This window comes from Streptomyces sp. NBC_00669 (assembly GCF_036226785.1).
In the GTDB taxonomy this organism is placed as follows: Bacteria; Actinomycetota; Actinomycetes; order Streptomycetales; family Streptomycetaceae; genus Actinacidiphila.
The window spans coordinates 4,464,644-4,484,734 of sequence record NZ_CP109018.1; the positions used below are offsets into that span (position 1 = coordinate 4,464,644).

A 20,091-nucleotide genomic window follows, 5' to 3' on the forward strand; every position below is an offset into this window, starting at 1 on the left:
GCCGGGCCGGCACCGACCCCGTGCCCTGCGCGCACTCCGCGGCGACCGCCGACCCTCACGTGTCCGTTGGTCCGGTCGTCCGGTCAGCGGCCCATCCAGTCCGGCGCCCACGCGTCGTGCGGGGTTCGCGGGCCCGCGGTGCGCAGATGGTCGCGTAGCGCGGCCAGCACAGGGTGCTGGTCCGCGCTGCGGAAGAGCAGCACGTGCGGGTAGACCGGGGTCGGGTCGTGCAACGGGATGCGCCGCGGGTCGTGGTTCTGGGGCCACAGGTACCGGTCCCCGCTGCCGACGAGGGTGGCCGGCGAGGCCGGGTCGGCGAGCGCGTCCATCAGGGCCTCGTCACCGAAGTGGGGGCCGAGCGCGTCGATACTCAGGCCGAAGGTCTCGGACATCGCCTGGTAGAACGCCGCCCACTCCGTGCCGAGCCTGATCCCGGGAATCCAGATGCGGTGGCCGGCCAGGTCCGCGGGACTGACCCAGGGCGCGTCGGCCAGCGGGTGGCCGGGTCCGACCAGGAGCTCCAGGGGTGAGTCCAGAAGTCGTTCGGCGCCGATCCCGGCCGGGACCTGGTCGGCCGGCAGGGCACGGAAGGACGCGTCGATGGTTCCTTCGAGCACCGCGTGGGCGGCCTGGGCGGCGTTCTTGTCGCTCAGGGTGACCGTGTCCAGGTCCGTCCCGGGGTGGGAGCGGTAGAACCGGTAGACGGCCCGGGCCGGGGAGATGCGCCGGTTGAGGACATCGACACGCAAGGGACGGCTTCCAGGGCGCACGGCCTGCTCGGCCTGCTCGACGGCCGCCAGGACCTTCTTGGCGTGCGGCAGGAAGACCTGCCCGTCCAGGCTCAGCCGCGAGCCTCGGGAGGTCCGCACCAGGAGCGGGACCTCGACATGCCTCTCCAGGGCCGCGACCCGCTTGGAGACCGCCTGCTGACTGATCCCCAACTCGTCGGCCGCGGCCTGGAACTGGCCGGTCTCAGCGACGGCCACGAACGTCCGTAGCGCTTCAACGTCCACGCCTTCCACCCTAATTCCACAACCAAGGGTTGTGTCCGGTGTGGTGCGGAGTTGTTTGATCGAGCGTTCCGCGCGGTGATGGGATCAGCGCATGTCTACCCGCACAGAGCAGGTCATGCAGGTCCATACGCCCGAGTTCGCGCGTCATGTGGAGCGGATCGTGGAGGTGACCGATGCGACGTCTCGACTGAACGTGCTTCCGTTCAGCGACGGCGAAGGCCGCGCGGAACTCCTTTCTGTTGTGTTCGGTGGCCCGCTGCCGGAATCGGTGACGATCTACCCACCGTTCTTCACCGAGTACGGGCTGAACACGACGTTCGGGGAGAACGTCTTCGTCAACCAGGGATGCACCTTCATGGACAAGGGAGGCATCCGTATCGGGAACGGCGTGATGATCGCCCCGAAGGTCAGCCTCATCACCGGCGGCCATCCGCTGCCCCTGGCCGAGCGCCGCGCGTATCTCTCCTTCGCCCCGATCGTCATCGAGGACGACGTCTGGATCGGGACGGCCGCCGTGATCACGCAGGGGGTGACCGTCGGTGCCGGTGCGGTGGTCGCCGCCGGCGCGGTGGTCACTCGTGATGTTCCTGCCGGCACCATGGTCGCGGGAGTGCCCGCCCGGGTGATCAAGAAGACCGGCTGAGCGACGAGGAGTCCGAGGCGGTCGCGCCGAACAACCTGGCCCGCGCGCTACGTGAGAGGACGTAGCCGCCCCCGCACCCCTCACCACCGCGAGGTCGGGCGCCGCGCACTCGCCAGACGGCCGTGCGCGACATCGCTCGCCGAACGCACCTAGATTGGCTTCTGGATAGTGCGGGTGTGAGGAGCGGTACGTCTCGCCTGGGGGGCGGTTGTGGATTCCGCGGACAAGGTCACGAACTCCGAGGACGGCGGCGGCGACAGCGGGGAGGGCGGCGCCCACGGGGGCCGGGTGCTCTTCGACCTGGTGGATCAAGGCCGCCCTGTCACCGTTGAGTTGGCCGGGAGCGTGCTGCCCGAGGTGACGGGGCTGCCCGCTCCCTCGGGGGCGTTCGCAGGGCGGGCAGCGGAGTTGGGCGAGTTGGTGGCCGTGTTGGACCCGGCCGCTGACAGGGGGGCCGAAGGGCAACGGGTGGTGCTGGTCACCGCGGTGCCGGGGCTCGCTGGGGTCGGGGTGACCGAAGTGGCCGTGCAGGCGGCGTTCCGGGTGCTGGCCGAGCCGGGCTGGTTCCCCGGCGGCGTGCTGTTCGCGGATCTCGACGGACATGACCCCGACCCGGACCGCCGCATGGTGCCGCATCGCGTACTGGACGGGTGGCTGCGGGCGCTCGGGATGCCGCCCGAGCACATACCGGACCAACTGCCGGGCCGGGTGAGCCTGTTCCGAGAGGTGCTCGCGGCCTACGCCGAGCAGGGCAGCCGGCTTCTGGTGGTCGTCGACAACGCGGGCAGCGAGACCCGCACCCGCGCCCTGCTTCCGGCCGACCCGCACACGGCCGCGCTCGTCACCTGCCGTCGCACGATGGACATCGCAGCCCGGCGCCACGAAGTGGCCGCCCTCGGTCCCGCCGCCTCGGTCGAGGTCCTGCGTCAGGCCCTGCACCAGCTGCGCGGCCCGGCCGACACGCGTGTGGACGACGCGCCCGAAGACGCCCTGCGCATCGCCGAGTTGTGCGCCGGCCTGCCCCTCGCGCTACGGATCACCGCCGCCCTGCTCGCCGAGCGCCCGGCGCAGCCGCTCGCCGCGATGGCGGACGCGCTCCGAGCCGAGCACACCCGGCTGGACCCGATCCGCCACCCCGGCGCCGAACAGGCCGCCCGCGCCGCCTTCGACCTGGCCTACCGCCACCGCACCCCCGGCCAGGCCCAACTCATGCGGCTGCTGCCCCTCGACGCGGGCCCCCACGTCTCCACCCGGGCCGCCGCCGCCCTCATCGGTCAAGCCGCCCTCATCGGTCAAGAGGCGCAGACCGCAAAGGAGTTGCTGAGCGACCTCGCCCGCGCCCACCTCGTCGTACGCCTCGCGGGGTCGCGGGACCACTGGCGGCTGCACGACCAGATCAGGGAATTCGCCGAGGAGTTGGGCCGCGAGCACGCCGAGGCCGACCACCGCGACGAAGCCGCGGCCCGCCTGCTCGACCACTACCTCGCCACCGCGAGGGCCGCCGACGCCCGGTGGGAGACGCGGGACGGCGCACCGTACGACGACGCGTACGACGACGTGTTCGGCGACCGCGCGCAGGCGCTGGCCTGGCTCGACGCCGAACGCGCCAACCTCGTCACCGCGGCCACCGTCACCGCGCCCCGCCACGACCACCCCGCGGAGACCGACCTCGCCGCGGTGCTCGCCCGGTACTTCGTGCACGGCCGGCACTTCGACGACTGCACCGCCCTCGCGACGGCCGCCGCCGAGATCCTTCACGAGCGCGGCGACCTCACGGGATCGGCGGCGATGCTGACCAACCTCGGCGCCGCGCTGATCGAGGCGAGCCGCCACGACGCGGCGGTCACCGCGCTCACCGCGGCGGCCTCCATCCACCGGGCCACCGCCGACCACCAGGGCGAGGCCATCGCCCTGAACAACCTCGGCCTGGCCGAACTCGGCGCGGGCCGCCACGACGAGGCCGTCACCGCGCTCGCCGCGGCGGCCACCCTCTACCGGGCGGCGGGCGCGCACGCCGACGAGGCCGCCGCGCTGAGCAACCTCGGGGCCGCGCTGATGGAGGCACGGCGCTACGACGAGGCCATCGCCATCCTCGCCGCCGCCGGGCACGCCTACCGCGCGGTCGGCGACACCCTGGGCGAGGACCAGGCGCTGGAAGCGCTGGAGGACGCCCACGCCAGACGCCGGCAGAGCCACCGGCCAGGGAGTCAGGGCGAGCCCTGGGGCTCGGAGTGAGTGCCGCTGGCCCAGTCCTCGCGAGCCGCGATCAGAGCAGGCCGCACCTTGCGGTCGAGCAGATCGGCCTGGGCGCGAAGCAGATCGGCTACTTGCAGCAGCCCCTCCGGGTCGAGGTCGATGAACCAACTCTCCTCACACAGATGGACGTTGGCCACCGGCACGCGAGGGTCGGGGAGTTCGGCGTAGGGCGTGCAGTCGAGGGTGCAGGAGAAGATCTCCTGCTCGGAAGGGCGCCCGGATCGGTCGGCCGCGGTGTAGACGGTGGCGGTCTGCCCGGGGAAGCGGGCGCTGTGGTGGATGTCGGCGAGCCGATGAGCCAACTGGTCCACGGGCACGTGGTGTTCGCTCGGGTCGTCCCCGGCCCACGGCGGCAGATAGCCGCTGAGGGTGTGCCCGTCGACGGACGTGAGGGTCCACCGCCGCGCGGGTCCGGGTAACTCCGGGAACTCGGCCGGTGCGGGCGAAATGCTGATCATGCGCGGTGTTCCTTCTCTACGGCTCTGCCGCTCTACGGCTCTACGACTCACGGACGACGGTCGTCCCGGCGACGGCTCCACGGCTCGATACCCCTTCGCCGCGCGCATGTTCGGGACGTCCCGCCGCTACATCCACGACCGGCGTGGCAACGGAAACGCGGTCGCTATCCGCGGCGGATCGTCCAGCTCCCAGCTGTGCCCGCCCGGGTGCCCCTCGAACTCGCTGCACGGGCTGTCCACTTCCCGCCCGGCCGGGCAGTCCGGTATCTCGATCACCGCGCTCGGGGTGCCGCCGTCCCGCCACAGCGCCCACAGCGTCCCGGCCTCCGGCCCGCGCAGGTTGAGCGCCGCACCGTAGTGAATCGGCCCTCGGTGCACCTCGATCGTGCACACGAGCGTCGCGAACATGTCCTCCCGGGTGTACGCGTACACGTCGTCCGCCTTCACCAGGCTCAGCACCGTACGCACCAGCTCGTCCGGCACCAGCGTCCGCCTGCCGCAGATGAAGCGCTGCGCGCGCCGCACCGGCATGTCCCCCAACTCCTCACGTCCTCGTTCCGGTTGCCGCCACGGCGAACGTGCCCGTCAACGCCTCTACGCGCAGGTCGCGTTCGGTGGCCGGCCGCACGCTTCCGGGGTCCGCCGACCACAACCCGCCCCGCCCGGGGCGCTGGAGGGACAGCAGGCCACCGGTCTGCCGCAGCACCTCGCCGAGGTCTCCCGTCATCGTGTCCACCACCCATGTGCCTTCCGGATACAGCATGCGTTCGGTCTCTCTGTGATCGATTCCTGACGTTCCGTGAACAAGAATGCCGTGCGCACTCTACGATCGGCAGAGGTGAGCCGTTGCCGTACATATGGGACTAGTTGGCGAGCCATGCACGGAAAACGGCAGACCGAAACTACGCAACCATCTGGCACCATGCGCGCGCAGTGCGCCGCTTGACCTGGTGCCAGGACAAGGAGAAAGGGCTCTCTTTTCTGATGAACAACGCCGATGAAGCTACCATCACCGCTCGGAGTATGTACGCGGAGGAGCTCGCGCGCCTGCGCAAGCTCCACGGCTGGACCCTCGTGGAACTGGGCGACCGCTGCAATTACGAGCAGTCGTACCTGCACCGCCTGGAGACCGGCGGCCGCCTGGGCACCCTGGAGGCCGCGCAGGCGCTGGACAGGGTCTACGGAACCGGGCACGTGGCCAAGCTCTGGCTGCTGGCCAAGGAGGAAGCGAAGCGGAGCAGGTACGGGGGCTTCGCGGACGTGGAGGCGGACGCCACCAGCATCCAGGAGTTCAGCATCAGTACGGTCCCCGGGCTGTTGCAAACGAGGGCCTACGCGGAGGAACTCCTGCGCACCACGGCCCCGGGGAGTGACAAGGAACTGGCTGCGGGAGTGGACGCACGGATCAGCCGACAGATCATTCTCAGCGGGAAGCGGGCGATCATCTATCGCGGTCTCCTCGACGAGTCCGTGCTGCGACGGCCGACGCTCTCCTCAAGTAGCTGGAGGGAGCAGGTGGAATCGCTGATCGAGGCCGCCCAGCAACCGAATATCACCCTCCAGATCGTGCCGTTCAAGGCAGGTCTGCACCGGCTGATCAACAGCTCGCTCCAGTTGCTTTGGCTGCAACGCGGGCAGACCGTCACGTACGTCGAGAGCAGTTGGAGTGGCCAACTCGTCGAGGAATTCGAGGACGTGGAGAAGCTGCGGTTGTTCTACGATCGGCTCAGGGACTCCGCATTGTCACCCTCCGAGTCCCTTCAGCAACTGCACGACACACTGGAGGACACCACGTCATGCGTCACTTCACCCCAGACCTGAGCGCTGCCGCCTGGCGGAAGTCGTCCTACAGCGGCGGCGCGGACCCCGAAAGCTGCATCGAGGTGGCCGACGGCTTCACCGGCGTCGTCCCGGTCCGCGACTCCAAGGACCCCCAGGGCCCGGCCCTGACCTTCACCGCTGACGCGTGGACGTCGTTCGTCTCGGCTGTCCAGGCGCACGAATTCCCCACCGCCTGACCGCAATTCAGGCCAAACGGGCGCACGCGACTACCCAAAGAAGTCGCGTGCGCCCACACTTATTCTCTCCCAGCACCACGTCCCGCTCGACACTCGCCCCGTCGAAGGAGCACGTGACATGCCGTACACCTGGCGCAAGTCGTCCTACAGCGACGGCCCGAACCCCGACAGCTGCGTCGAAGTAGCCGATGGCGCCCCCGGCATCGTCCCGGTCCGCGACTCCAAGGACCCCCAAGGCCCCGTCCTCACCTTCACCGCCGACGCGTGGACCTCCTTCCTCACTGCCGTGCAGGCGAACGACTTCCCCACCCTCTGACCCCCATCTGCTCGGGAGAACTCGCACATGCCCGCCCCTGAGATCGACGCCCTGGTGTTCGATGTGCTCGGCACGCTCGTCGACGAACCCGCCGGAATCCGCGCCGGAATCCGTGGCCTCGTTCCGTCGCTCGCCGACAGCGCGGTCGAGCAGCTGTTGCAGGTGTGGCAGCGCCACATCGAGGATGCCCAGCAACGCATCCTGGACGGGAGCCGGCCCTACGCCGCCAGCGACGTTCTGGACCGCGAGGCCGCTCAACTCGTCGCCGAGGCGGCGGGGTTCGGTGATGCAGCCGCAGTCGACACGCTGGCGTTGGCGGGCCGGCGGCTGCCGGCCTGGCCCGACACCGTGGCCGGTCTCGCCCACCTCGCCGCACACTTCCCGTTGATCGGGCTCTCCAACGCCGGCCGGACGGCGTTGCTGGGGCTCAACGCCCACGCGGGTCTGCGCTGGCACCAGGCGCTGTCGGCTGAGGACGCGCGCACGTACAAGCCGACCCCGGCCGTCTACGAACTCGCGGTCACCGTGGCCGGAGTGCCGCCGGAGCGGCTGCTGATGGTCGCCGCCCACGCCTGGGACCTGCGCGGAGCCCAGCGCCTCGGGCTGCGCACCGCGTACGTGGCCCGTCCCGTCGGGGACCCGCCGACGCCGGCGGACCGGTTCGACCTGCACGCCAAAGGACTTGACGACCTGGCCGACCAACTCGGGCTGCCCGTGGGCTGATCGGGCCGCAGGTGAGACGCAGCTCGTTCCACCCAATCGCCACCCCGTGCCTGGGCAAGGTCGGCAGTGGGAAAGCGGCGGCCGGGTGTCCTGGATGTCCGGCCGCCGGCGGTCGTCCGCCAGGGCTCACGCCGTGGTGGCGGTGCGGTGCAGCGTGAACCAGAACGTCGGGACCGGATTGGTGCCGGGTGTCACGTCGACCAGCCGCCACCCGGTGAACCTGGCGGTGAGTTCGTCGGCGGTGACGCCGGACACCAGGTCGTCGAAGGCCCCGGGCCCGTAGCCGAACATCAGCAGGTGCGCGCCGGGGGCGGCCCGCTGCGTGAGGCCGGCCGCGTAGGCGTCGCGGCGGTGCGGGGGAATCCCGCAGTAGCAACTCAGGTCGAAGAACAGGTCGTACGGGCCGGGCAGGCCCACCTCGTCGAGCCGGGTGGCGTCGGCGCACAGCACGGGGATGTCCACTCCGGCCGCCGCGGCCTTCTCCCTCGCCTGCCGGACCGCGCGGTCGACCAGGTCGACGGCCGCCACCTGCCAGCCGTGCCTGGCCAGGTACACCGCGTTGGTCCCGGTGCCGCAGCCGAGTTCGAGCGCCCGGCCCGGCGCCAGTGCGTCGGGGCCTTCGACCAGGGCCACCAGCTCGGGCGGGGTGATCCCGCTGTCCCACGGCGGCTTGCCGTCCCGGTAGAAGTCCTCCATGTAGCCGCGCACCGCGGCCTCTTGATCGAGTTCCGCGGCCGTTCGTGTCTCGCCCATCGCCACACCCCTCCAGCAAACTAGAGTTCATCTCTAGTGACTGACTCTAGAGATAGACTCCGGTCATGGATGAAGTCAAGGGAACCGGCGGAAGCGTCAAGCGCCCCGACAAGCGGGCCGAGCGCTCGCGGCGCACCCGCGAGAAGATCGTCGCGGCGGCGCGGGACCTGTTCGTCGCGCAGGGGTACGGCGTGACGAGCCTCCAGGAGGTGGCGGATCGCGCGGGTGTGGCCGTCCAGACCGTGTACTTCGTCTTCCGCACCAAGCGCGGGCTGTTCAAGGACGTCGTCGACACGACCATCGCGGGGGACGGCGAACCGGTCGCCACGATGGACCGCGCGTGGTTCCGCGCGGCGTGCGCCGAGCCCACGGCGGCCGGTCAACTGCGTTCCCACGTCAGGGGAGTAGCCGACATCCTCGGCCGTGTCGCCCCGATCATTCCGGTGATCGCGGCCGCAGCGGCCACCGACCCGGAGATCGCCGCGCAGTGGCCGGCGGCCGGTCCCGACCCGCGCTACACCGTCCAGCACGCCGCGGCGAAGGCACTGACCGCCAAGCCCGACGCCCGCCCCGACGTCGATGCCGACCGCGCCGCCGACCTGCTCTACGGGCTGCTCAGCCCGGAGCTGTACCTGATCTTCGTCCGCGATCGGGGCTGGTCCCCCGAGGCGTGGGAGGAGTGGGCCGCCACCACCCTCGCCGCCCAGCTCTGCACCGACGCCCCGCTCTCCACCGGCCGCGGGCAGGCCGGCGTCAGCTGAGGCGGAGGTCGATCCAGGGAATCGTGTCGCCGGGCAGCAGGTACCTCTCGATCTCGGCGAAGCCGTGCCGCGAGGCGAAGCGCAGTCCGTCCTCGTTGGAGGACAGCACGACGGTCTCGACCACCTCGGCTCCAAGCTCGCGTGCGCGGTCGAGCCCTCGCGCGTAGAGCCGCGCGCCGAACCCGCGGCGGCGGTACGGAGGCAGCACGCGGGCGATCACGGTGGCGGTCCGGGTGTCGTCCGCCGGCGGGCGCACCGTACTGCATCCCACCAACACGTCGTCGAAGTAGGCGACTTCGAGGTGGTGGCGCCGGGACCGGTCCCGTACGTCGGCCAGGGACAGGACGTGCGTCGGGATGATCGTGTTGTGGACGTGCTGCCAGTCGCGGAACGCGGCCTCGTCGGCGGGCTGGTGGATGCGCAGGCGGGGGTCGGCCATCAGCACAGGAAACCCGAGGAGGGGGCCGGACCTCAACTCGGTTTCGGCGCCGCGGGGTCGGGGCGGCGGCGGGCGAGGTGGGCGGTGATGTCCGCGGCGATCCCGACCGTGGCGGGGAGGACCTGGCCGATCGCGCGGAACGCCTGGGCCCGTTCCGGGGCGGGCAGCATCAGATAGGCCGAGATGGTCGAGAGGTGGCCGAGGTAGTCGTCGGCGCTCATCGTCAACCGCCGCCGAATCAGCACCTGTTGGACGTCGGTGAACCACGCGGACCGTTGGAGCTCCGTGCCCGGCCACTGCATGGCGTGGTCCGGGGGTGTGCCGTCGGGCGACGGGATGTCGTCGCTGTCCAGGAACGGTGCGCGGGCGGCGCGGATCGCCTCCGCCAGGGCGGGGTCGGCCAGTTCGACCGGACCGCCGAAGGAGGCGAACACGCCGCCCGGTTCGAGGAGCGCGGCCACGCGGGGCCAGCGGCCGTCCGGGTCGGTCCAGTGCAGGGCCGCGGCGGCGTAGACCAGGCCGTACGTCCCGACCCCGACCCCGGCCCCGGCCCTGATCCCGGCCCCGGCCCCGCCCTCGCCTGCGCCCTCACCCGGGCTTTCGCCGCCGCCGGTGCCGCCGGTGCCGCCCGCGTCGGCCGCGCCGCCCGGTCGCAGCTCCTCGAACGCGGCCCGCACCGTGCGGACGTGTGCCGGCACGTGCTTGCGCAGCTCCGCGAGCATCGCGCCGTCGGGCTCGGTCGCGGTGACCGCGATGCCGTGGCGGGCGAACAGGCGGGTGGCCTTGCCGGTCCCCGCACCGATCTCCAGCGCCGTGCGCACCGGGCGGCCCGCGAACTCCGCCACCACGTAGACCAGTTCGTCGGGGTACCCCGGGCGGAAGCGCTCGTACGCCTCCGCCCTCGCTCCGAAGCTCAGCGCGCGTCCTGACATGCGGGCATCCTGGCACGGGCCGTACCGTCAGCGCCCGTGCGTTTCGTGGGGCTGTAGCGGGGCCGTCGCGGGGCCGTGCATCAGGGACCGTCTACCAAGGCACCACGCCGGCGTCGTCGGAGAAGGTGCCGGTCGGGCCGTCGTCGGGGAGGGACGCGAGCCGGATCGCGATCCCGGCGCCCTGCTCGGGGGTGCGCACCCCGCGGAAGCCGTTGAGGTCGGTCGCGCAGTAGCCGGGGCATCCCGCGTTGATCAGGATGTTCGTGTCCGCCAGCTCCTTGGCGTACTGGACGGTGACGGCGTTGAGGAACGTCTTCGACGCCGCGTACGCCGCGGAGATCGGTCCCACCTCGGCGCCGGGCGTGCTCTGGAGGGTGAGGGAGCCGACGCTGCTGGACATGTTCACGATCCGCGGCGACGCCGAGCGGCGCAGCAGCGGCAGCAGCGCGTTGGTGACGCGGAGGACGCCGATGACGTTGGTCTCCACGGCCGTCCGTACGGTGTCGAGGGCGACGGTGGTGGGCGTCTGCGGCGCGGCGCCGGTCACGCCGGCGTTGTTGACGAGGACGTCGAGGCGGCCGGCGCGCTCCTCGATCAGGCGGGCGGCGGCGGCCACGCTCGCGTCGTCGGTCACGTCGAGCGGGACGCCGAACGCGTCCACGCCGTCCTTCCGGAGTTTCTGTACGGCGGCTTCCCGGCGTTCGTCGTTCCTGGCGCCGACGCCGACGCTCCAGCCGAGGGCGCCGAGGCCGGCCGCGATCTCGTATCCGATGCCCTTGTTCGCGCCGGTGACCAGCGCGATCGTCCGGCCGCCGTCCTGACCGCCGTCCTGGCTTCCGTCCTGGCCGCCGTCCTGGCCGTTCACGGGTCCGTTCGTCTCTTCGCTCATGTCTTCCAGCGTGCTCCGCACCCGGGTCCGGGCGCCAAGACCAAGTAGGTGGGCGGCGATACCGCACGGGTATGGCCGCAGCTCATCGCTGGCGTTTCGGTCCGCGCCGGCGGCGTGTCGGGTACCTTGGCGGTATGGAGACGCGGGAGCTGCGGTACTTCGTCGCCGTCGCGGAAGAGCTGCACTTCGGGCGGGCGGCAGGGCGGCTCGGGATCGCGCAGCCGCCGTTGTCGCGGGCGATCCAGCGGCTGGAGCGGCGGCTCGGGGCGCCGCTGCTGGAGCGTACGAGCCGCGGTGTCGCGCTGACCGAGGTGGGGGCGGTGCTGCTGCGGGAGGCGCGGGCGGCGCTCGACGCGGTCGACGCCGCGGAGCGGCGGGCCCGGCGTGCGGCTGCGGTGCGCGGCCGTGCGGGTGTCGTGCTCGTCACGAAGGCCGGGGCGTCCAACGAACTGCTGGCGAAACTGCTCGACGCCTACGCGGCCGAGCCCGACGCGGTGCCCGTGGACGTCGTGCTGTGCGGGCCGGGCGAGCAGGAGCGGCTGCTGCGCGACGGGCGGGCCGACGTGGCGCTGCTGCACCTGCCGTTCGACTCGACGGCCGGGTTCGACACGGAGGAACTCCGTTCCGAGGAGCAGATGGTGGTCCTCCCGGCCGGGCATCCCCTCGCCACCCGTACGGAATTGCGGATGGCCGACGTCGCCGCGCTGCCCGACCTGCCGCTGCCCCGCTGGCCCGACGTCGAGGGCACCTTCCCCGAGGGGCCCGGACCCCAGGTCCGCGACCACACCCAACTGCTCCAGCTCATCTCCCTGAGCCGGGCCGCGGCCATCCTCCCCGAGTCCTCCCGCACCCATCTCCTCGACGACCTCACCGCCGTGCCCCTCGTCGACGCCCCCAAGGTCATCACGGTCATCGCCTGGCCGCCGCACACCCACTCCCGGCCCCTCGCGGCCCTGGTCCGCACCGCGACCCGGCTCTAGGGTCGCGAACCCAAGGCCGGGCCGGGTCCCTACGGGGTCGTGGCCGGGGCGGGCAACGGGGCGACCTCGCGGGCGAAGAAGGCGTCGTACTCCTCGGCGCGGGCATAGAGGGTGTCGAAGCCCGCGGAGGTCTCGGCGATGAGGGCGGGGTCGGTGAAGCGGTTGGCGCCGTCCGCGTTGCCGTCGGCGTCGTACTTCACCTCGAACATGGCGACGTCCCCGAGGACGACCACTTCGGGTACGGGGTGGCGCTGCTCGATGGCGGCGATGGTGCGGGCGTCGAGAATCCGGATCGGGTCGCCCACCTGGGTGCGCACCCGCAGGACGTACAACTCCCATTGCAGGTAGGGCGTCAGCGGGAATTCCACCACCCGCAGCCGGCGCTGGAGGACCCCGAGGCGGCGCGCCTCGCGCACCTGTTCGGCGTAGCTGTCGCGGCGGTCCTCGATGAGCCGGATCGCCGTGTCCCATTCACCGGCGGCGAACGCCTCCCAACTGGCGAAGCCCCGCTCTTTGAAGTGCTGGCCGCGCTCCAGTTTGTTCATGTGCCGGATTCCGCTCGAAAAGATCCGGTAGAACTCCGCGTGGTACGCGGGCCGGTCGAGCCGCTCGGGCCTGGCGGCGGCGAACGAGTCAAACACCGGGGATGTCCGGCTTCGCCGCGACGAGCATGCTCCGCGGGATCACCACCAGCCGCTCGTCCGCGCCCAACGAGACGCCGGCCGGGAGCCGTTGACCGAGTGACGCGGACAGGTCGCGGCCGATCACGGCGATGTCGCCGTTCTCCAGTTCCCACAGGTCGGGGCAGTCGGGGCTGTCGGAGGTGACGCCCAACTCCTGGGGGGACTTGCCCAACCGCCGCCGAAAACCGGTATCCGGATCTGCGTCCCACGGCCTTGTCACAGTTGCCCCCTCGGACCGAGTTCGACCTGCACATTCCGGTATCCCGCCCACGGTAGCACCGGCCCCAAAGGGGCAATATTGTTTTGGGTCGATTCCGAAATAAACAGGCCATCTCGTACGCACCGCCGAATCGCCTTACCCCACCTGCGATTTATGCGATCCTATTGAGAGAAAGCACGGCAATCGCACGACCGCGAACGACACGATCAGGAGAGCAGTGGACCCGGAAATCACAGCACTCACGCAAGAAGCCGGCACCACACTGGTCACTCTGATGGCCGCCGACACCTGGCAGGCGGTCCGCGGCGCCGTCATCCGGTTCTGGCAGGCGCTCCAACCCGACCAAACGGACGCGGTCGCCTCCGAGTTAACCGCTGACCAGCGGGAGGCCGCGGCGGCCGACCTCCACCCCTCCCGCGACAGCGAGCACACCCTCGCCGAGCTGCGCGCCCAGTGGCAGGCCCGCTTCCGCCGGCTCATCGCCGCCCACCCCGAAGCCGCCTCCGACCTCCGCGGCCTCCTCGCAGAACTCGGCCCCCTGCCCACCACTGCCTCCGCGATCGCCCAACACGCCACCGCCTCCGGCTCCGGCCGCGTCTACCAGGCAGGACGCGACCAGCACATCACCGAGCGATGACCGGCGACCCGCACAGAAAGGAGGCACCCCACCCTGCCCCCCGCGCGTCCGACGGCCCGGCCGGCACCCCGGCCGACCTGCCGGACCGGGGCATGGACGGACGTGCCGAGGACAGCGGCCGGGTCTACCAGTCATCGGGCGACCAGTACATCACCGAGCACCACCACCACGACCCCCGTGCCACCGGGAGCGCCGGCGGCGGAGGTTGGCCTGATTCCGTACGCCGCCCGGCGATCGGCCGCACCCCCGTCGTACTCCGCGACCGCGCCGACGTGCTCGCCCGGCTGCGGGAAGCCGTCGAGTCGGCCCGCGGCGGCGCGGTCTACGTCCTGCACGGCATGGGCGGTTGCGGCAAGACCGCCGTCGCTTACGACCTCTTCCAGATCGCGACCCGGGAGTTCGGCCGGATCGGCCTGTGGGTCAACGCCTCCGACCGGGCGAGCCTGCGTGCGGGCATGCTCGCCGTCGCCGCGGACCGCGGGGCGGGCGATGGCGAACTCCAGGCGGCACGCCACGGCTACCGCCCCGCCGCCGACCTGGTCTGGGACCGTCTCGACCGGTCCCCCGACCCCTGGCTGCTGGTGCTCGACAACGCCGACGACCCGGCGATCCTGCGCGACGGCAGTTGGTTGCGCGACAGCCCCGGCGGCATCGTCGTCGTCACCACCCGTCGGGCGGCGGCCCGTTGGTGGCCGGGAGCGCTGTTGCAGCACATCGGCGTGCTGCCGCGGGACGACGCCGCACGGGTGCTGTGCGACCTCGCTCCGCACAGCGGCACCCTGGAGCAGGCGGCGCTGATCGCGGAGCGGCTGGGGCGCCTTCCGCTGGCGCTCACTCTCGCGGGTGGATTCCTCGCGCAGCAGGTCATCGATCCCTGGACGCTGGACACCTACGGCCGCCATCTTGAACAGGGCGAGCGTGTGGACCTCATCGACCAAGGAGCTGATGGCTTGACCGGCGACGACCCGCGCCACCTTGTCGGCCGCACCTGGCAGCTCACCCTCGACTCCTTCGAGGCGAACGGATTACCCGAAGCGGTGGGCCTGTTGAGGCTGCTCGCCCGGCTCGCCGCCGAGCCGCTGCCGGTGTCGGTGCTCAACCGGCCGGACATCGGCGCTGTCCTGCCGCCGGCCCGTGCCGAAGCAGCGCTGACCGCGCTGCTCGACCACTCGCTCGGTCAGCTCGTCGACCTCGGGGTGCGCTGCGTGCACTGCCACGGCGTCCTCCTCGACAGCGTCGCCGCCGCCACACCGGCCGAGGAGGTACCGGTGCTCGACGCGACCGCCGTCCGACTGCTGGACGCGAGCGTGCCCGCGCAGCCGGACGCGGGTCCGTACGACCCGCGGCTGCGGCTGCTCGCACCGCACGCCCTCGCGCTGCTGCGCCGATCGGGCACGCGGGGTTCCAGCACCGGGGAGCCGCGGGGCGCGGAGCCGGGAAACGCGGAGCGGGAGAGCGCGGAGCCAGAGAGCGCGGCCACCACCGCGGACGTGCTCGCCGTCGCCACCCGGCTGGCCGTCGCCCTGCACCGCACCGGCGACTACCTCTCCGCCTGGGAGACCGCGAGTGCCGCCGCCACCCTGGCCGAACGCGCCCTCGGCCCCGAGCACCGAGGCGTGCTCGCCGCCCGATCCAGGACCGGCCGATCCCTCTTCCGGCTGGGCCGCTACGACGAGGCCGAAGCCCTGCTCCGCCAAACCCGCGCCGCCCAGCAGCGGCTCTTCGGGGCCTCGGACCCCGACACCCTCGACTCATGCCACGCGCTGCAACTCGTCCTCGGCAACCACGGCAAGCGGGAGGAGGCAGTCATCCTGCTCCGGTCGACCATCGCGGCCCGGTCCCTGGTGCTCGGGCCCGGGCACCCGGCGACACTGCGCTCGCGGGCGAGCATGCTGACCCTGCTGACCGCGCCCGAGCTCGCCGCGGAAGACGGCGGCACCCTGCTGGAGCTGTCCGAGGAGTGCGTCCGCCACCTCGGCCCGGACCACACGGTCACGCTCAACGCGCGCCACAACCACGCCCGGGCGCTGTTCGTCCTCGGCCGCTTCCCCGGGGCCGACGCGGAGATCCGCCGCGCCATCGAGCAGTACGAACAGCGTTTCGGCCCGGACCACCCGGCGGTGCTCTCGGCACGCCAACTGCGCGCGCAGACGGTGGCCGCGCTCGGCGACCGCGAGACAGCCGTCGCGATCATGGCCGACGTCACTGCCCGCCGGAAGCAGAGCCTCGGCGCCGACCACCACTTCACCACGGTCAGCCGGGATCTGCTCGGCGCGATGCGCAGCGGTACCTGGCAACCTCCGCCGCCGTACGCGGGGTGAGCGCCGCCGGACGCTGCCGGACGCCGCCGGACGCCGCCGGAGGCGGGTTGGGCGGCTACGGGGTCAGGTGGCGAGGGTCCACAGCATCAGGCGGGCTCCGCCGGTGGCGAGGGTTTTGCCGTCGGGGCTGAGGGTGACGCAGGTGGCGGGGGTGCCGTGGGGGGTGGTGTTGAGGACGGCGCCGGTGTCGGCGGTGGCGAGGATCTTGCGGGTGGCGGTGGACCAGAGGGAGACCGTGCCGTCGGAGTTGCCACTGGCCAGCATGGTGCCGTCCCGGCTGTAGGCCAGTGAACTGGCCGTGGAACGGGGGTTGGTGAGCCGGTATCCGGCTTCCCGGGTGGCGGCGCCCCACAGTTGGACGTTGCCCTCGCCGGTGGCGGCGGCGAGGGTGCGGCTGTCGGGGCTGAACGCCACCGAGTTCAGGTTGCAGTTGGTGGTGGACAGCGTCGAGATCTCGCTTCTGAGGAAGACGTCCCACAGGTCGAGGTGACCGCGGTCACTGGTGGCATCGCTCAGAGTGTCGCCGCAGCCGACCGCGAGCAGCTTGCCGTCGGGGCTGAACGCCATCGCCTGGGCCCACCACTCGCCACCGCCCTTGAGCTGGGCGACGCGCGCGTTCGAGGTGAGGTCCCAGAGCGAGACCACCGTGTCGTTGTAGCTGGTCGCCAGGAGCTTGCCGTCCGGGCTGAGCGCGAGGACGCTGAGGAACCTGATCCACGCGCCGTCGTTCGTGTGCGCGTCGAGCGAGGAGACCGCTCCGTAGGTGCGCATGTCCCACACCTCGACGGTTCCGTCGCCGTTTCCGCTGATGAGGGTCTTGCCGTCCGGGCGGTACGCCACGGCGTAGACCGACTCGGTGCCGGGCGCGGTGGCGCGCCTGCTCGTCGGGAGGGTGACCCGGTGCTGATGGGTGCGGACGTCCCAGACGCTGACTCCGCCCGCGCCCTGGGCGGCCGACAGCGTGCTGCCGTCGGGGCTGAACGCGATGCCGTAGATGCCCCGCGCGCTGTCGCCGGCCAGGGTGGCACGGGGCGTGAGGGTCACCTTGCCGCCGGCCGCCGAGTGGGCGCCGCCGGAGCCGGACGGGGTGCCGTTGCCGGCTGAGGCGCCCTTGCCGCTCTCGTGCGAGCCGCCGTGCTCCACGGCGAGCGGAATGCCGACGCCTGCCGCGACCACGACGCCGAGCCCGGCGGCGAGGAGGGCGCGACGGCTGTGCGCCGGGCGGACCGACGGGGGTAACAGCGGTGCGCCCGGGGGCTGTTGGTCGGTCAGGTACCGGGTGGAACCGTCCCCTGCCGCGTTGCGCCGCTGCCGGGCGAGCACCTGGTCGAGGAACCCCGCCACCCAAGCCGCGTCCGGCCGCCCGGCCGGCGCCTTCGTCAGCAGGGCCGTCAGCAGTGGCGCCAACTCGCCTGCCCGCTGCGGCGGTTGCAGCGGTTGGAGCAGGATCGCCACGTACAGGTTCGTGAGCGTCTCCCCGGTGAAGGGCGGCCGGCCCTCCACCGCGGTGTACAACGTCGCCCCCAGCGACCACAGGTCCGACGCCCCCGTGACCTCCTTGCTCTCCAGTTGCTCGGGGGACATGTACCTCGGCGTGCCGACCATCGCGCCCGACTCCGTCAGCGTCGTGCTGCCCTCCGTGAGGCGGGCGATGCCGAAGTCCATGAGGGCGATGCGCCCCTCGGCCAGCAGGATGTTGTCCGGCTTGACGTCGCGGTGCACCACGCCCGCGGCGTGCGCGTGCGCGAGCGCGTCCAGTACGGCCGCCCCGATCTCCGCGGTCTCCGCCACCTCCAGCGGCCCGCGTTCGTCGAGGACGGCGCGCAGCGAGCGGCCCGCGACGTACTCCATCACGATCATCGGCGCGCCCTCGCGCTCCACGATGTCGTAGACGCCGACGATCCCGGGGTGGCGCAGGTTCGCGGCGATCTTCGCCTCCCGCCGCACCCGCTCGACCCGCACCCGCTGCTCCACGGCGGAGGTGCCCTGCGGGACCAGGATCTCCTTGACCGCCACCGCGCGTTCGAGCGCCTCGTCGTGGCCGCGCCACACCCGCCCCATGCCGCCCTGGCCCACCAGCTCGACCAACCTGTAGCGGCCCGCAACCACGTCCCCCACATTCGCCGTCACACCGGCCACGGTAGGGAGCCCCGCTCCCGGCCCTCAACCACCCGCCACTCTCTGTGGCAATTCCGTTGCACCCGCCCCCCGCGGATGCGGTCGGTGCGGTCGGTGCGGTCGGTGGGGTCCGTGCGGTCGGTGCGCCGGCGTCAGCGGCCCAGGGGGGAGTCCGCCGGGATCGTGCCGAGCCGGCCGGCCTGGAAGTCGTCGAAGGCCTGGGCGAGTTCGGCGTGGGAGTTCATGACGAACGGGCCGTACTGCATCATCGGCTCGCGGATGGGGAGCCCGCCGAGCAGGACGACCTCGAAGTTCGCGCTGCGGGAGTCCTGCTTGTCGTGGGCGCGCAGCGTGAGCGCGTCGCCCTTGCCGAAGACGACCGCCTGGCCGAGGTGGAAGGGGCGGGCCTCGGGTCCGGCGAAGCCGCTGCCGGCGAGTCCGTACGCGAGCGCGTTGAAGTCCGCCCGCCACGGCAGCGTGACGGTCGCGCCCGGGTTCACCGAGACGTGGATCATCGTGATCGGGGTGTGGGTGGCGCCCGGGCCCTGGTGCCCGCCGAGATCCCCGGCGATCAGGCGGATGAGGGCGCCGCCGTCCTCGGAGGTGAGCAGCTTCAGGCCGCCCGCGCGGATGTCCTGGTACTTCGGCGGCATCATCTTGTCCGCCTTCGGGAGGTTCACCCACAGCTGGAGCCCGTGGAAGAGGCCGCCGCTCAGCACGAGGGACTCGGGCGGCGTCTCGATGTGCAGCAGCCCGGACCCGGCGGTCATCCACTGGGTGTCGCCGTTGGTGATGGTGCCGCCACCGCCGTGGCTGTCCTGGTGCACGAAGGTGCCGTCCATGATGTACGTCACCGTCTCGAAGCCACGGTGCGGGTGCCACGGGGTGCCCTTCGGCTCACCCGCCGCGTAGTCCACCTCACCCATCTGGTCCATCAGGATGAACGGGTCCAGGTGGCGGTAGTCGACTCCGGCGAAGGCGCGGCGGACCGGGAAGCCCTCGCCCTCCAGTCCGCTCGGCGCGGTGCTCACCGCGAGCGCGGGCCTCGGCGTGCTCCCCTGCGCCGGACTCACCCGGGGCAGGCTCAACGGGTTCTCTACGGTCACTGCGGGCATGACGGCCTCCTAGCGAATGCTCAGCTTCCAAAGTAGTTGAACTCTGAACATCTCGCAAGGCGTGAGCATTCCCTCACGGCGAGCAGACCCGCCGGGGTGGTGTGTTCTGTCGGTTCCAGGGACCACCCGCCGGTGGGTGGCTTGTCGCGCGGTTCCCCGCGCCTCTTGGTACGTGCGGCTCCCACCGCGTGCTTGCGGGCGACCCGGGCGGACCCGTTGACGAGCTAGCGGACCCGTTGACGAGCTACCCGTACATCCGGCGCATCGTGAAGTCGACCATCTGCTCGACCGCCTTCGCGTCGAACACCATCCGGTGCTGCCCGTCGATGTCGAGCACGAAGCCGTAGCCGGTGGGGAGCAGGTCCAGCACCTCGGCCCCGGTGATCACGAAGTACTTCGACTCCTTGCCCGCGTACCGCCGCAGCTCCTTGAGCGAGGTGAACATCGGGATCACCGGCTGCTGGGTGTCGTGCAAGGCCAGGAACCCGGGATTCTCGCCGCGCGGGCAGTACACCTTGGACGTGGCGAAGATCGCCTGGAAGTCCTCGGCCATCATCGCGCCCGTGGTGAACGCCCGGACCGCGTCGGCCAGCGACGGCGGCGACGGCTCCGGGTACGCGGGAGAGGGGTCCTGGTAGCCGGGGCCGCCCATCGGACCGCCGCCCATCGGGGAGCCCATGGGCGCACCCATCGGCGGACCCATCGGGCCTGCGCCCATCGGACCGCCGGGCCCGCCGTTCCCGCTCTGCTCGTAGCCGTACACGGGCCCAAGGGTATCGACCCGGGCGGGCGGGCAACGAGGAAGGCGTCACATCC

General features: G+C 71.9%; 23 protein-coding genes. 10 read left to right on the plus strand and 13 right to left on the minus strand.

The features are described from left to right. Positions 1 to 83: 83 nt before the first annotated feature. Positions 84 to 1,013 (minus strand): LysR family transcriptional regulator, encoded by a 930-nt coding sequence (locus OG896_RS18450; protein WP_329366828.1) that lies wholly within the window; start codon positions 1,011 to 1,013, stop codon positions 84 to 86. Between the two features lie 115 nt (positions 1,014 to 1,128). Between OG896_RS18450 and OG896_RS18455 the strand changes: the two genes are divergently transcribed. Both OG896_RS18455 and OG896_RS18460 read left to right on the plus strand, forming a co-directional pair. Further along, a complete protein-coding gene (locus OG896_RS18455; protein WP_329374109.1) occupies positions 1,129 to 1,656 on the plus strand; it encodes a DapH/DapD/GlmU-related protein in 528 nt (175 codons plus the stop codon). Positions 1,657 to 1,866: 210 nt separating this feature from the next. Beyond that, positions 1,867 to 3,891: a tetratricopeptide repeat protein gene (locus tag OG896_RS18460; RefSeq protein ID WP_329366829.1), complete on the plus strand. Its 2,025-nt coding sequence runs from the start codon at positions 1,867 to 1,869 to the stop codon at positions 3,889 to 3,891. Here the strand turns inward: OG896_RS18460 and OG896_RS18465 are convergent. From OG896_RS18465 to OG896_RS18475, 3 genes are all read right to left on the minus strand, one after another. Next, positions 3,864 to 4,370 (minus strand): DUF6907 domain-containing protein, encoded by a 507-nt coding sequence (locus OG896_RS18465; RefSeq protein WP_329366831.1) that lies wholly within the window; start codon positions 4,368 to 4,370, stop codon positions 3,864 to 3,866. The two genes, OG896_RS18460 and OG896_RS18465, sit on opposite strands and share 28 nt — an antisense overlap. 126 nt (positions 4,371 to 4,496) lie before the next feature. After that, on the minus strand, positions 4,497 to 4,901 hold the full coding sequence (locus OG896_RS18470; protein ID WP_328466829.1) for a hypothetical protein: 405 nt from the start codon (positions 4,899 to 4,901) through the stop codon (positions 4,497 to 4,499). A 13-nt stretch (positions 4,902 to 4,914) separates the two neighbouring features. Then, entirely contained in the window at positions 4,915 to 5,133 is a 219-nt protein-coding gene (locus tag OG896_RS18475) for a hypothetical protein (protein WP_329366834.1), read from the minus strand. Between the two features lie 260 nt (positions 5,134 to 5,393). Here OG896_RS18475 and OG896_RS18480 point away from each other — a divergent pair, with 260 nt between their 5' ends. The 4 genes from OG896_RS18480 (at position 5,394) to OG896_RS18495 (ending at position 7,427) form a co-directional block, all read left to right on the plus strand. Beyond that, entirely contained in the window at positions 5,394 to 6,191 is a 798-nt protein-coding gene (locus tag OG896_RS18480; RefSeq protein ID WP_329366835.1) for a helix-turn-helix domain-containing protein, read from the plus strand. Further along, positions 6,167 to 6,388, plus strand: coding sequence for a DUF397 domain-containing protein (locus OG896_RS18485; RefSeq protein WP_329366836.1), 222 nt, complete (start codon positions 6,167 to 6,169; stop codon positions 6,386 to 6,388). Before OG896_RS18480 ends, OG896_RS18485 begins: the two co-directional genes overlap by 25 nt. Before the next feature lie 118 nt (positions 6,389 to 6,506). Next, positions 6,507 to 6,704, plus strand: a complete 198-nt coding sequence (locus OG896_RS18490) for a DUF397 domain-containing protein (protein WP_329366837.1) — start codon at positions 6,507 to 6,509, stop codon at positions 6,702 to 6,704. Positions 6,705 to 6,731: 27 nt separating this feature from the next. Next, positions 6,732 to 7,427 carry a haloacid dehalogenase type II gene (locus tag OG896_RS18495; protein ID WP_329366839.1) on the plus strand — a complete coding sequence of 232 codons (696 nt, stop codon included), beginning with the start codon at positions 6,732 to 6,734 and terminating at the stop codon, positions 7,425 to 7,427. Positions 7,428 to 7,553: 126 nt separating this feature from the next. On the opposite strand, the gene OG896_RS18500 is transcribed toward OG896_RS18495, so the two are convergent. Continuing rightward, complete coding sequence (locus tag OG896_RS18500; RefSeq protein ID WP_329366841.1) at positions 7,554 to 8,180, minus strand: class I SAM-dependent methyltransferase; 627 nt, start codon at positions 8,178 to 8,180, stop codon at positions 7,554 to 7,556. A gap of 65 nt (positions 8,181 to 8,245) precedes the next feature. Here OG896_RS18500 and OG896_RS18505 point away from each other — a divergent pair, with 65 nt between their 5' ends. Further along, positions 8,246 to 8,941: a TetR/AcrR family transcriptional regulator gene (locus tag OG896_RS18505; RefSeq protein WP_329366843.1), complete on the plus strand. Its 696-nt coding sequence runs from the start codon at positions 8,246 to 8,248 to the stop codon at positions 8,939 to 8,941. Here the strand turns inward: OG896_RS18505 and OG896_RS18510 are convergent. From OG896_RS18510 to OG896_RS18520, 3 genes are all read right to left on the minus strand, one after another. Beyond that, a complete protein-coding gene (locus tag OG896_RS18510; RefSeq protein WP_329366845.1) occupies positions 8,934 to 9,380 on the minus strand; it encodes a GNAT family N-acetyltransferase in 447 nt (148 codons plus the stop codon). The two genes, OG896_RS18505 and OG896_RS18510, sit on opposite strands and share 8 nt — an antisense overlap. Before the next feature lie 32 nt (positions 9,381 to 9,412). Further along, positions 9,413 to 10,312 (minus strand): class I SAM-dependent methyltransferase, encoded by a 900-nt coding sequence (locus tag OG896_RS18515; protein ID WP_329366847.1) that lies wholly within the window; start codon positions 10,310 to 10,312, stop codon positions 9,413 to 9,415. A gap of 91 nt (positions 10,313 to 10,403) precedes the next feature. Further along, positions 10,404 to 11,201 (minus strand): SDR family oxidoreductase, encoded by a 798-nt coding sequence (locus OG896_RS18520; protein WP_329366849.1) that lies wholly within the window; start codon positions 11,199 to 11,201, stop codon positions 10,404 to 10,406. Positions 11,202 to 11,335: 134 nt separating this feature from the next. Here OG896_RS18520 and OG896_RS18525 point away from each other — a divergent pair, with 134 nt between their 5' ends. Continuing rightward, complete coding sequence (locus OG896_RS18525) at positions 11,336 to 12,181, plus strand: LysR family transcriptional regulator (protein WP_329366851.1); 846 nt, start codon at positions 11,336 to 11,338, stop codon at positions 12,179 to 12,181. A 29-nt stretch (positions 12,182 to 12,210) separates the two neighbouring features. Here OG896_RS18525 and OG896_RS18530 read toward each other — a convergent pair whose 3' ends face one another. Then, positions 12,211 to 12,822, minus strand: coding sequence for a DUF6879 family protein (locus OG896_RS18530; protein WP_329366853.1), 612 nt, complete (start codon positions 12,820 to 12,822; stop codon positions 12,211 to 12,213). Then, complete coding sequence (locus OG896_RS18535) at positions 12,815 to 13,084, minus strand: hypothetical protein (protein WP_329366855.1); 270 nt, start codon at positions 13,082 to 13,084, stop codon at positions 12,815 to 12,817. The genes OG896_RS18530 and OG896_RS18535 overlap by 8 nt, the downstream gene beginning before the upstream one ends. A 274-nt stretch (positions 13,085 to 13,358) precedes the next feature. Here OG896_RS18535 and OG896_RS18540 point away from each other — a divergent pair, with 274 nt between their 5' ends. Continuing rightward, entirely contained in the window at positions 13,359 to 13,721 is a 363-nt protein-coding gene (locus OG896_RS18540) for a hypothetical protein (protein WP_329366857.1), read from the plus strand. Positions 13,722 to 13,813: 92 nt separating this feature from the next. Then, entirely contained in the window at positions 13,814 to 16,042 is a 2,229-nt protein-coding gene (locus OG896_RS18545; RefSeq protein WP_329374111.1) for a tetratricopeptide repeat protein, read from the plus strand. Positions 16,043 to 16,105: 63 nt separating this feature from the next. Here the strand turns inward: OG896_RS18545 and OG896_RS18550 are convergent, their stop codons facing one another. The 3 genes from OG896_RS18550 to OG896_RS18560 all read right to left on the minus strand — a co-directional run bounded on the left by OG896_RS18550 (position 16,106) and on the right by OG896_RS18560 (position 20,038). Then, a complete protein-coding gene (locus OG896_RS18550) occupies positions 16,106 to 18,172 on the minus strand; it encodes a serine/threonine-protein kinase (RefSeq protein WP_329366859.1) in 2,067 nt (688 codons plus the stop codon). Positions 18,173 to 18,312: 140 nt separating this feature from the next. Beyond that, on the minus strand, positions 18,313 to 19,275 hold the full coding sequence (locus tag OG896_RS18555) for a pirin family protein (RefSeq protein WP_329366861.1): 963 nt from the start codon (positions 19,273 to 19,275) through the stop codon (positions 18,313 to 18,315). 244 nt (positions 19,276 to 19,519) lie between these two features. Further along, entirely contained in the window at positions 19,520 to 20,038 is a 519-nt protein-coding gene (locus tag OG896_RS18560; protein ID WP_402442222.1) for an SseB family protein, read from the minus strand. Positions 20,039 to 20,091 lie beyond the last annotated feature (53 nt).